The sequence below is a fragment of the Acinetobacter sp. yr461 genome, assembly GCF_900110445.1.
GTDB lineage: Bacteria > Pseudomonadota > Gammaproteobacteria > Pseudomonadales > Moraxellaceae > Acinetobacter > Acinetobacter calcoaceticus.
In genome coordinates, this window is record NZ_FODU01000010.1 from 68367 (window position 1) to 80881 (window position 12515).

Here is a 12515-nt window from a genome sequence, read left to right on the forward strand (position 1 = left end):
CCATCTTTGTACTAGCTCAAATTAAGCTCTTTTAAGTTCCCAGCGCTGTCTTGGGTCATTAGATCGTTGACTAATACCTACAGATGAACCCCAGAGATGCGTTAGTACAGCATCTGGTTGGCCTTCTACAAAGATATAACCATCTTTAAATGCCCAACTAGTCTGGTACTGACGACCCGCTCCTTGCAAGAAAATATCGCCACTATGCTTATTAACTGTTTGTAACTCTTTATTATTCGTACTCTCTAATGCTGCTTTGAGTTGTTCAAAAGACTCATTTGACTTTAAAGCTGTCTGTAAAACCTTTTGGGCAGTATTCATATTTTTCTCATCAATATGTAAATCTAGAGTTTTTCTAAGCTCTAGAATAATTTTTACGGCTTCTTTTTGAGGGTCTTCTACATCTTGAAGTTCTGTCCATGCTTTTTCTTGTAGTTCCTCAAGGCTCTCTTTTTTAATTTTTTTTAGAAGTTCATTGATATCGTAATTGCGTAGATACAAGCGGAACACGGAATCTGATTGCCAATCTTTTTGATCCAAAACATCTAATTGCACAGAAGCAAAAATGATCTTATAGAGTTGTTCATCAAGTTCAGGAATACCTTCAAAACCAGGAATATTTAAACGTAGCCAAGGAGAGGAAGCAAGCTCATAGAATTTTCGCTCAATGCTACGAATTGACTCATGTGCGAGGACTGGATTTAAAAAGTCATTCAACTTAGTCTCATCGAGTTTACCAACAAGCTCCGATTTAATGGTTTCTTCACCGTTAATATCAATAAATGTCTCTAATAAGCGAACAATATCAAGACATGCATTCGTTTTTAAGTGGGCTAGTGTTTCTTCATCTTGCTTGGGTAAAAGACTAACAAAATGTTCTAGGTCTTTGTCTTTCAGTTTCCATCCAATCACTTTTGTTTTAACGTAAGCACCGAGTACCCAACTAGAACGGATATCTTTAACTTTGTTGAATAGCTTATTCTCTCGCCCACTGCGATATTCGTGGCTGTCAAAATACCAAAGCTCTTCGTCTATGTTTTTAACCTTGTCATGTACCGTAAATTTTCGGTCATTTGTATGAGAATATGCAAAATGACCCGTTTCACCACGTCTAGATACCGTGTGTACACCATCGGTTTGACCACCGTACAAACTTGAAATACACGCACCTGTTTCTTTGTTAACGATTCTAAAGTTTCCAGTTGGGAATCCGTTAGCCATGATAAGTTGCTCCTTATAATTAGAAAGTGTTTTGTAATAGTCGAAATTTATAGTTATTAGGCAAATTTCGAAGCGTGATTTATACCATAACTTTTCATGTATAAATCCAAGTGTTTTTGTTGGTTTTTGTATATAACATATTGAATTATCTATATTTATTAGAATACCTTAATAAAAGGGAGCTACTATGTTTTAGAGCTTTATGAACGCAATAAAAAATTCCAATATGTATTTCAAAGACATATCAGGCTTTTTAATAGATGAGTTATCAAAGTTATGGTTGTTTTGAGAACAATATATTTTTAAATTACTTAATGATTAATCTATTTTATTAACTAAATATATATAACCCAGGTTTATATTTTAAATTTAATTAAAAGTCATGAATATAAAAAATAGAATAATATTATTTAAACATTAATAAAATTATTATATTTAAACTTTTTCATTAAAATAAATTGACGAAATTAAAATCACCGATTATTATCTCGTTGCTGGCCTACATTGCCAGACGGTTTTGACAGACCGTACTTAGCAAATGGGTTATACTTCCTTAGTATTTCCCATGTGGAACCTTTGTGCCCCCTTTTTCTCTATGGTAGGGCGGAAGGGGGACGCGTTCGCGCGTGCTGGTCGCTAAGTCTAGTCTGTCAACCCTCTTTCGTTCTACCACCATAAATTAATTCGCGGTGATTTGGTGGTAGGACTCCATTTTTTAAGGAGTTGGCCATGCCATTATTCAAACTCATTTTCTCTCTCATTTAACTATTTTATTTATTTAAAATTTGGGTTTTCTGCGACCTGATTTTTTAAATTTATAAATTATTTTTATTTTAAAATTTTAATTATTTTATTTTCCTGTGTTTTGGGGAGGATTAATTATTATTTAAAAAAATTATTTTAATATTTAACGAATAATATTTTTATTTTATTTAAAGATATAAATAATCATGAGAATAATATGAAATTTCATAAATTTATATTGTTTTTAAACCTTGTGGTTGGTGCTTACGGTATTACAAATGATGACGCCAATGCTCAGCAGGAATTTAAAAGAATTTGCTTGTCAGGTGAACACATGCAAGCCAGTTGCGATTGTATTTGCCAACAGCTTGCACAGGTGTATTCGCCTCAAACCGTTCAACGTTTAAAGCACACCAGTTTGCAAAGTCCTGATCTCCCACAGGACTTTGCCCCTAACTTGTTCAGCAGCATTCAACGCTGCGACAAAGATGAAATGGGCTAAGTTCGTTTAGCTCCTTTATCTCTGTGTCGCAATGATCTCTCAAACTTTAAATCAGCGCAAAAGTCCGTTGTGGCACAGAGTCCTAGGGGAGTGTTCTCTATTTTCTTTCACGGGAAAGGGGCTGTGCAGCGATATGAATGCAATAAAAAAGCCCGATATGCTGAATACATATCGGGCTTAATCAATCAATTATTAAAGCAGGTGATGCCTTAATAATGATATTTTTTGAATTACTCTACAGTTACTGACTTCGCCAAGTTACGTGGCTGGTCGACATCTGTACCACGTAATACAGCAACGTGATAAGACAACAACTGAACTGGTACGCTATAAACAATTGGAGCTAGCCATTCGTTTACTGCTGGAATATGTACAACGTGTTGACGGTCTTTTTCATTCACTCCGCTATTTTCATCAGCGAAAACGAATAATTCACCACCACGTGCCTGAACTTCTTCCATATTTGATTTTAGCTTATCAAGCATTTCGTCATTTGGAGCAAGAATAACGATCGGCATTTCATTATCAACAAGTGCCAATGGACCGTGTTTTAACTCGCCAGCCGCATAGCCTTCTGCATGAATATACGAAATTTCTTTCAGTTTTAACGCGCCTTCCAATGCGATTGGATAATTCGTACCACGGCCTAAGAATAAGCAGTGATTTTTTTCAACGAATAATTCAGACAAACGCAAAATTTCTGGGTCATTTTTGAGGGTATCAAGAATAACTTTCGGGCTATGCCATAACTCACGCGTAATTTCTTCAAGCAGAGCAGGGCTAATACGTTGTTTCACTTGACCAATTTTCAAGATCAACAACATAAGCGCAGCAAGCTGAGTCGTAAACGCTTTAGTTGAAGCAACACCAATTTCAGGACCAGCAAGAGTCAATAAGTGATGATCAGTTTCACGAACCATTGAAGACGTTGCAACGTTACAGATGGTTAAAGTCTGAATATCGATATTGTTTGCTTTCGCACGTTTTTGAGTTTCACGTAGTGCAGCTAAAGTATCGGCTGTTTCACCTGACTGTGAAATGCAAATATAAAGTGTATTTTCAACAATCACAGGTGTGCGATAGCGGAATTCACTCGCGATTTCAACTTGGCAAGGCACACCAATCAGTTGTTCAAACCAATATTTCGCAATCATTCCTGAGTGGTAACTTGTACCACAAGCGATGATTTGTACGCTTTGAATTTTATTGAAATCTGCTTCAGCATTTTTCAAGAAATCATCACGTAAACTATTACCATCAAGTGCTTGAGAAATCGTTTGCTTGATTGCTTCTGGCTGCTCATAAATTTCTTTGAGCATGTAGTGTTTGTATTCACCTTTTGATGCACTACTTACGGTTGCATCAAGCTCTCTCACTGGACGTTCAACGCGTTCGCCATTTGCAAATACTTCAATTGAAGTACGTGTAAGACGCGCAATATCACCTTCTTCTAGGTACATAAAGCGGTTAGTCACAGGTAAAAGTGCAAGTTGGTCTGAACTGATAAAGTTTTCACCAATACCTACGCCAATCACTAAAGGTGAACCTTCTCGTACAGTAATGAGTTCATCTGGATAATCGCTGTGGATAATACCTAGCGCGTAAGCACCTTTAAGCTGAGGTACAACAGTTTCAACAGCATCTAAAAGGCTATCTGTGCTTTTTAGGGCTTCAGCAACTAAGTGTGCAACAACTTCAGTATCTGTTTGAGAAGTAAAAACATAACCTAACGCTTGTAGGTCGTCTTTTAACTCTTGATAGTTCTCAATGATACCGTTATGTACAACAGCAACCTTACCAGACATATGCGGGTGAGCATTGTTTTCAGTTGGCTTACCATGGGTCGCCCAACGTGTATGCGCAATGCCGATAGCCCCTGTAAGTTGGTGTTCAGCAACTGCATCTGCAAGATTGATGACTTTACCTACACGACGCTCACGTAAAATTTGTTGATTATTTAGTAAAGCAACACCCGCAGAATCATAACCACGGTATTCAAGACGTTTTAAACCTTCAATTAAAATCTCGGTTACACAACGCTCTGCAACGCCTCCGACGATACCACACATACTTCAATCCTCTTATTTTTTAACCTTTTGGGGACGTTGATAATTTGCTTTTGAAATTTGTTGCGCACGTTCAAAGGAGAGACTTTGTTCGGCTACATCTTTCGTAATCACAGAACCCGCACCAACTGTTGCGCCATTCCCAATGGTCACCGGAGCAACCAGCGAGCTATTAGAACCGATAAAAACGGCATCGCCAATAGTGGTTTTGTGTTTATTTGCACCGTCATAATTGCAGGTAATTGTTCCTGCCCCAATATTTGATTCAGCACCGATTTCGGCATCACCTAAATAAGTGAAATGGTTAGCTTTACTACCTAATCCAATCGATGTGTTTTTAACTTCAACAAAGTTGCCGATATGCACTTCATTTGCCAATTTAGCCCCTGGGCGTAAGCGTGCAAATGGTCCAATTTGAGCATTTTCGCCTACAACTGCGCCATCAAAAACGCTATAGGCTTGAACTTTAGTGCCTGCTGCAATTTTGGTGTTCTTTAAAATACAGCCAGCGCCGATTTCTACAAAATCACCAAGCTCACATTCACCTTCAATAATAACATTGATGTCAATACGAACGTCTTGTCCAACTTTTACAGAGCCGCGTAAATCAAAACGTGCAGGATCAAAGAACATTACACCTTGCTGCATTAGCTTTTTGACTTGTTCTTGTTGGAACTGGCGTTCTAAAGCGGCAAGTTGTAAGCGGTCATTAACACCTTCAACTTCAAAAGCAAGTTCTGGTTCAACAGAGGCAACTTCTAAACCATCTGCAATTGCCATTGCAACGATGTCAGTTAAGTAATATTCGCCCTGTGCATTTTCATTTGAAAGTTTAGGCAACCACTCATGAAGTTTTACGTTGCTAACACAGTAAATGCCTGTATTGAATTCTTTAATTTGGCGTTGTGCTTCGTTTGCATCTTTATGTTCAACAATGGCCTGAATTTTGCCATCTTGACGCACAATGCGGCCATAACCTGTAGCATCATCTAAAGTGAGCGTAACTAAGCCAATTCCTGTCTGGGTCGATGCATCTAATAATTTTTGTAGCGTATTTGCATTAATACATGGCACATCGCCTGATAAAATCAGTGAAACACCCTCTTTAGGAAGTACGGGTAAAGTCATTTGTACTGCATGACCTGTACCAAGTTGTTCAGCTTGTTCAACCCACTCAATGTTTTCTTGGGCAAATGTTTGTTGTACGCGGTCACCACCATGACCATAAATCGTAATAATATTTTTAGCTTGTAATTGTTTTGCTGTTTGAATGACATGCCCTAATAGTGGGCGACCAGCTAAAGGTTGTAATACTTTAGGAAGCTGAGAACGCATACGCGTTCCTTTGCCAGCAGCAAGAATAATGACGGTAGTTGACATGTATAACTCTAATGATTAAGTCAAATGGATAATAATTAGTGTACAAAGAGCAGCCCATACACCGGCAATAATATCGTCAAGCATAATACCAAAACCACCATGCACTTGACGATCAATAACACGGATAGGCCAAGGTTTCCAAACATCGAAAATTCGAAATAATATGAAGCCGACGATCACCCACATCCAGTTCATTTGTTGTAAGTAAATGAGAGGAAGAAAGGTAATAGATTGCCCTGCAAATTCATCCCACACAATTCGACCATCATCGTGTACATTTATGACTTTTGCAGTTTGACCACAGATATAAATCCCGACCAAGGACATGATAATCATCGCGATTAAGCTTAAGTTAAATCCAAGCGATAACCAGATCGGAACGAAGAGTAGGGCAAAGGCAGAGCCAAAAGTACCAGGGGCTTTAGGTGCGAGACCAGATCCGAAACCAACTCCACAGAAAACGATGCAGCGGTTGAACCAAGACATGTCTTTAAAATGAATCGGCGGCTTATGCAAAGTGTTGGTATCCATGAATTTGCAATGGGTAATCTGAACCCAAATGCTCAAAAGTTAGTTGTGTTTGCTCAACGATCTGTCCGATCATTGTAATCTTAATGTCTAGTTGTTTTTGCAAAAGTTTTTCATAATTTTGCGGTGTTATTGTAAAACATAATTCGTAGTCATCACCACCAGCTAGCGCATATTGCCAGCGCTGCTGTTCTGGTAGTTTTTCTAGCGTTGAATCAATCGGTAACTTTTCTAAAAGTAATCGAGCACCGACCTTTGAAGCTTTTAAAATATGGCCTAAATCTTGGGCTAATCCATCAGAAATATCAATCATGCTAGAAGCAAGACCTTTCAACTGTTGTCCAAGCTGACAACGTGGTGTTGGGTAGTCTAGTCGTTGTTGTAAGGGATGACCTAGGTGTTGTAAACCATAGGCTGCATCTCCAACTTGACCACTCACACAAACATAGTCACCCACTTTTGCACCTGAACGTAACACAGCTTGTCCGGTTTCAATCCAGCCCATGGCCGTGACGGTAATGGTGAGATGTGGACCTTGGGTCGTATCTCCACCAATGAGAGCAACACCAAATTTATTACAGCAGTCATAGATTCCCTGACTGAATCCTTCAAGCCATTCATGGTCAATGGTAGGTAAGCTTAACGCAAGTAAAATACTATGAGGTTTAGCACCCATGGCAGCAATATCTGAAAGATTGACAGCCACACTTTTCCAGCCAATTGCATGGGGAGAGGTATCAAGAGGGAAGTGACGACCAGCAACTAGCGTATCTGCACAGATCACCAATTGTTGGTTTCTTGGAGGGGTGATTAAGGCTGAGTCATCTCCAATACCTAAGGTGACATCTGTATAAGATTGTCTGTTAAAGTATTGGTCAATAATAGAAAACTCAGCCATATCAACTTCAAACCTATTAGTTTGCTTGTTGTTTTTCAGCACTACGTAGTGTTGAACTTAAACGATCTAAAACGCCATTAATGTATTTATGGCTATCTGCTCCACCAAAGTGTTTGGCGAGTTCAATGGCTTCATCAAGAACTACACGATAAGGTACTTCTAAATGATCACGTAACTCATAAGCACCTAAACGTAAGGTTGCGAGCTCTACACCATCAAGTGCATCAAGTTCACGGTCAAGTACCGGAATTAACAGTGCATCAAGATCTTCGCGCTGTGCAATCACTTGCGTTAATAGTTCGTGATAGTAGTTTAAGTCTACCTTGTGCATCGCATTTTCAGCACGTGTACGTGCTTCAATTTCATGTACAGGATTGTGACTCATTTGCCACTCATAAATACCTTGTACAGCAAAACGACGTGCTTTGCGTTTTGCTGCATAAGCGGCTTGCAGTGTTTGAGACATGCTTTAAATTGCCTTTAATAAATTAACCATTTCAATTGCAGTTAAAGCAGCTTCGCTACCTTTATTACCTGCTTTTGTACCTGAACGTTCGATGGCTTGCTCGATGCTATCAGTAGTTAATACACCATTGATGACAGGCAAGCTGCTTTCTAACGCGACTACACCTAAACCTTTTGCACATTCACCAGCAACGAAGTCAAAGTGTGGTGTGCTACCACGAATAACTGCGCCAAGTGCGATGATTGCATCAAACTGGTTTGATGTAGCTAATTTTTTAGCAACAATCGGGAGTTCCCATGCGCCAGGAGCATGAATAACAGTAATGTTATCTTCATTTACACCATGACGTTTTAATGTGTCGATTGCACCATCCAATAAGTGTTCAACAACAAAACTGTTGAAACGACCCACTAAAATCGCATAACGACCTTCGCTTGCGAGATGTAATAAACCTTCAATACGGCGAATTGCCATAGCAACCTCGATTATTTCGTTGTGATTTGATCAGCAGTGACATATTCCACTACTTCTAAATTAAAGCCAGATAAAGCATTGAAACGTAATGGTGAGCTAAGAAGCTTCATTTTTTCAACACCTAAGTCACGCAAAATTTGAGCGCCTACACCAATGGTTTGATATTGATGTGAAAGAGCTGCATTGGATTTCACCGGTTTTGGCTTATTTAAATCATCCAACGCTGGTCCCAAGTCTTGCAAATGATCTTGCCCGATCCAGACTAAAACACCGCGATCACTCGCTGCAATTGTCTGTAGTGCACGGTCTAGATTCCACGCAGGTTCACCATCAGCCTTATTTAGCTTAAGCAAATCGCGAATTGGACTGAAACCATGTACACGTACTGTTGTAACACCTTCTTTTGGCTCGCCTTTGACTAAAGCCAAATGGATGTCTGGGTTACCAATCTCACGATAACGATAGAGTTCAAATGAACCATATTCTGTTTGAATGGTTTTTTGATCCAGACGTTCAACTGTTTGCTCATTGGTCATGCGGTAATGAATCAAGTCCGCAATTGTACCAATTTTTAAGCCATGCTTCTCGGCAAAAATTTCTAAATCTGCACGGCGCGCCATTGTGCCATCTTCATTGATGATTTCACAAATGACAGAAGCCGGTTCAAGACCTGCTAAGCGTGTTAAATCACAGCCCGCTTCAGTATGACCCGCACGATGTAGAACACCGCCTGGTTGTGCCATTAATGGGAAAATATGGCCCGGTTGTACAATATCACTTGGCTTTGCATGCGCTGCGACAGCAGCTTGAATTGTATGTGCACGCTCTGCTGCTGAAATACCAGTTGTAATACCTTCAGCTGCTTCGATTGATAGTGTAAAGTTTGTACTATGCTGAGCACCGTTTTGGTCAACCATCAACGGAAGGTTTAACTGCTTACAGCGCTCACGGCTTAACGTTAGGCAAACTAGACCACGTGCATGGGTAATCATGAAGTTAATATCTTCAGGACGAACATGCGTTGCTGCAATGACAAGATCACCTTCATTTTCGCGATCTTCGTCATCCATCAAGATAACCATTTTGCCTGCACGAATATCGGCGACAAGATCTTCAACACGACTCAGCGGCATTCGCTTTCACCTTTTTTTGTCGTAAGACAATTTCTATTTAATAAATTTTGCATAGTTTACGCTGTTTAGAGAATTTTGCCTATGATTCTGATTTATCCAACTTTGCAACGAGATAGAATAGATCCAGCTTTATTTATACAAATAAATCATAAGAAAATGGAATAATTTAAAATAAAAACGATGAATTTAAATAAAAAAACCTAGCCAAAAGGCTAGGTTCCAATATGCGCGGTTATTTTTTATGAAGCTGCACTGCTTGGACTATCATTTTGTGGGATTGATTTTTTCCCCATCAAAATTTCAGTGCGGATATTTTGAGCAAGTTCAGCACATTCTGCATTCATGCCATTGATCATAAAGGCATGGCGAGTCATGACATTACTTGGGTTCGGCATCGCAACAAGTTGATAGCTGTCTTGAATTGCCTTGAGTTGATCATTCTCAAGATATAAAGCAGATTCTTTCGCATGGAGATGCTGTGCTAAACGTTGAGCAGCTTCTTTCGCATCAATTTGCATAGCTTCTACAGCATTACAAGTTGCACTACGCGTTTGCAAAGCAAAGCGTTTATCTTCGCGGTAACGTTTATATAAAACGTCAGAGAGCAACTGGAATACGGTTCCAACCATAAGCAGACACTCTACAGCGTGACTATGCGAGGTTGAAATCGCAAGTGTAGCGCCGTCAGCATTAAATTCATTGACGACTTCAATGTCCGCTAACTTTAACTGGTAATGCTTAACGCACAACTCAATACTCTTGTTTAAAAAGAGCTGACAGAGTTTAAAGTACGGGACAGATACTGACTGGTTAACACTGCTTAATAACTGTTTAGGATCATAAAACTGAATATTGAGTGCCAACATATGTTGGTCAGCTGAATCTGTAGTTTTCTCAGGCTGAGGACGAACCGCTGGTTTACCTTTCGCTTGCTGTTGAGCTTGAGCAACTAACGTTACTGTATTTTGTTTTTCTAGAGCCAATGCTTGAGTTAACTGCTGAATTTCATGTTTCAAGCGGTTCTCTTCATTAATGCGTGCCAAATATTCGCTACGGGTCGGACGAGCAATGGCGCGATAGGCAAGCCATAATAAAACATGCAAAAACAGAGAAGCTAAGATTGCCAGCCATTGAGTGCGGAGAATTTCCCCAATACTTGGCTGAATAAGCGTAATCTCAATAGAACCCACTTTCTTTTCATTTTGCAGCGCATCGCGAGCAAAAATCTCACCTTGGCGAGTTTTCGAAATTCCGCTCGTTGCCAGCACTTGTTTGTTGGCGTCAAGAATGCGAATAGACGCAACGCTTGGATTGGTCGCATAGCGATTGGCAATCAGAGCTAAAGATACCGTATTTGCCGGTTCTAGCTCGGATAAGCTGTCTGCAACGAGCTGACTGGTCATGAGCTGACCTTGACTCGCACGGTTTTCATTGAGCTGGTGTGTCGTTGCAATCACCAATAAAAAGGTATGCAATGCAAAACTAACGATCAGTAGGCTAGCAAATAGCCCTTGTCTAGGCGCAATCAAGTTAAACTTCCAAGGCAATTATATTGAAATTCGATTATGATTCTTACAATAGTTGTCACTCAGACTAGAGTCAATTCATGCGAGAAATCATTCTTATATCCTTTTTAGGACCAGACCAACCAAACCAGTTTACCCGATTAATGCAAGTACTATCCGTACATTCATTGCAAATACTGGATGTAGGTCAGGCTGTTATTCATAATCAACTCACATTGGGCATTGTAGTCGCGTCAGATAATGAAACTGCGACCGCATTGGCAATGAAAGAAATTCTGATTTTAGCACATGATATTGGCTTAACAGTGCGCTTTAAACCAATCACAGGCGCAGAATACGATCAATGGGTAGGTGAAGGCGGTCGTACTCGTTATATCGTCACGGCTTTGGCACCTGAACTCACTGCTGCCCACTTACAAGCAGTTACACAAATTGTGTCTAGCCAAGGCTTTAACATTGAAACTGTTACCCGATTATCAGGCCGTGTCGACTTTGAAAAGGATAGCGCATTTCCACGTCGTGCATGTGTACAGTTTGGTTTAAGTAGTGGTCCAACTTTAGACGCACAAGCCATGCGTGCAGCATGTTTACGTCTTTCAAGCGAATTAAATATTGATGTTGCTGTTCAAGAAGACAACGCTTATCGACGTAACCGTCGTTTAGTTTGTTTTGATATGGACTCAACATTAATTGAACAAGAAGTTATTGATGAGTTGGCGATTGAAGCAGGGGTAGGCGCCCAAGTTGCTGAAATTACTGAAAGAGCGATGCAAGGCGAACTTGATTTCCAGCAAAGCTTCCGTGCTCGTGTTGCATTATTAAAAGGGCTGGATGCTGCTGTTTTACCTAAAATTGCAGAGCGTTTAACCATTACTGAAGGTGCAGAACGCCTCATTTCAACATTGAAGGCGCTCGGCTATAAAACAGCAATTTTATCTGGTGGATTCCAATATTTTGCTGAATATCTACAAGGTAAACTTGGTATTGATGAAGTTCATGCCAACATTTTAGATGTGCAAGATGGCTTTGTAACAGGTGAGGTTAAAGGTGCGATTGTTGATGGCGCACGTAAAGCTGAGCTATTACGCGAACTTGCGAATAAAATGGGTATTTCTCTAGAGCAAGCGATGGCGGTAGGCGATGGCGCAAACGATCTACCTATGCTTGCGATTGCGGGCCTCGGTGTGGCTTACCGTGCTAAACCTTTAGTTCGTCAAAATGCAAATCAGGCCATTTCAAGTGTTGGTTTGGATGGTGTGCTGTATTTGCTGGGCATGCATGACAAAGATTTAAACCGTGCTTAACCTATAGGGCTAAGCTTTAAGCGCTACTTCAGAGTAGCGCTTTTTTTATGCAGAATAGTTATAAAATCAAGGGTGTTATGCTCAAATAGTGCACAGAAAAAAGGCAATAAAAAAATCTGAAAAAAACTTATTTTGGTCCTTAAAAACAGCATATTTTTTTGTAATGACACGCCAGAATTGATGCCATATAGGGAATCGAACTTTTTGAATTTTACAAAAATGTAATGACAAAAGAATGTTGCGACAAAGTGTGTCGCATTAAGAAATAACGGG

At 39.8% G+C, this 12515-nt stretch carries 10 protein-coding genes and 1 pseudogene; 2 read left to right on the forward strand and 9 right to left on the reverse strand.

Going from position 1 to position 12515, the window contains the following annotated elements; genetic code table 11:
• Positions 1–21 precede the first annotated feature (21 nt).
• Positions 22–1221, reverse strand: coding sequence for a hypothetical protein (locus BMW38_RS14055; RefSeq protein ID WP_092709150.1), 1200 nt, complete (start codon positions 1219–1221; stop codon positions 22–24).
• 961 nt (positions 1222–2182) lie between these two features.
• On the opposite strand from BMW38_RS14055, the pseudogene BMW38_RS14060 reads away from it, so the two are divergent.
• Positions 2183–2477, forward strand: a pseudogene (locus BMW38_RS14060) (hypothetical protein).
• Between the two features lie 220 nt (positions 2478–2697).
• On the opposite strand, the gene glmS reads toward BMW38_RS14060, so the two are convergent.
• The 8 genes from glmS to BMW38_RS14100 form a co-directional block, all read right to left on the reverse strand.
• On the reverse strand, positions 2698–4536 hold the full coding sequence (glmS, locus tag BMW38_RS14065; protein WP_092709154.1) for a glutamine--fructose-6-phosphate transaminase (isomerizing): 1839 nt from the start codon (positions 4534–4536) through the stop codon (positions 2698–2700).
• 12 nt (positions 4537–4548) lie between these two features.
• The gene (gene glmU, locus BMW38_RS14070; protein WP_092709157.1) at positions 4549–5913 is read right to left on the reverse strand and encodes a bifunctional UDP-N-acetylglucosamine diphosphorylase/glucosamine-1-phosphate N-acetyltransferase GlmU; all 1365 of its coding nucleotides are present in this window, start codon (positions 5911–5913) and stop codon (positions 4549–4551) included.
• Positions 5914–5928: 15 nt separating this feature from the next.
• Entirely contained in the window at positions 5929–6444 is a 516-nt protein-coding gene (locus BMW38_RS14075; RefSeq protein WP_005044357.1) for a phosphatidylglycerophosphatase A family protein, read from the reverse strand.
• A complete protein-coding gene (gene thiL / locus BMW38_RS14080; protein ID WP_092709160.1) occupies positions 6422–7339 on the reverse strand; it encodes a thiamine-phosphate kinase in 918 nt (305 codons plus the stop codon). The genes BMW38_RS14075 and thiL overlap by 23 nt, the downstream gene beginning before the upstream one ends.
• A 16-nt stretch (positions 7340–7355) precedes the next feature.
• The gene (gene nusB, locus BMW38_RS14085; protein ID WP_092709163.1) at positions 7356–7805 is read right to left on the reverse strand and encodes a transcription antitermination factor NusB; all 450 of its coding nucleotides are present in this window, start codon (positions 7803–7805) and stop codon (positions 7356–7358) included.
• A 3-nt stretch (positions 7806–7808) separates the two neighbouring features.
• Positions 7809–8279, reverse strand: a complete 471-nt coding sequence (gene ribE, locus BMW38_RS14090) for a 6,7-dimethyl-8-ribityllumazine synthase (RefSeq protein WP_002119264.1) — start codon at positions 8277–8279, stop codon at positions 7809–7811.
• Positions 8280–8290: 11 nt separating this feature from the next.
• Entirely contained in the window at positions 8291–9412 is a 1122-nt protein-coding gene (gene ribBA / locus BMW38_RS14095) for a bifunctional 3,4-dihydroxy-2-butanone-4-phosphate synthase/GTP cyclohydrolase II (RefSeq protein WP_003654193.1), read from the reverse strand.
• Between the two features lie 239 nt (positions 9413–9651).
• A complete protein-coding gene (locus BMW38_RS14100) occupies positions 9652–10959 on the reverse strand; it encodes a hypothetical protein (RefSeq protein WP_092709166.1) in 1308 nt (435 codons plus the stop codon).
• A 59-nt stretch (positions 10960–11018) separates the two neighbouring features.
• Between BMW38_RS14100 and serB the strand changes: the two genes are divergently transcribed.
• Positions 11019–12242 (forward strand): phosphoserine phosphatase SerB, encoded by a 1224-nt coding sequence (gene serB, locus BMW38_RS14105; protein WP_005037920.1) that lies wholly within the window; start codon positions 11019–11021, stop codon positions 12240–12242.
• Positions 12243–12515 lie beyond the last annotated feature (273 nt).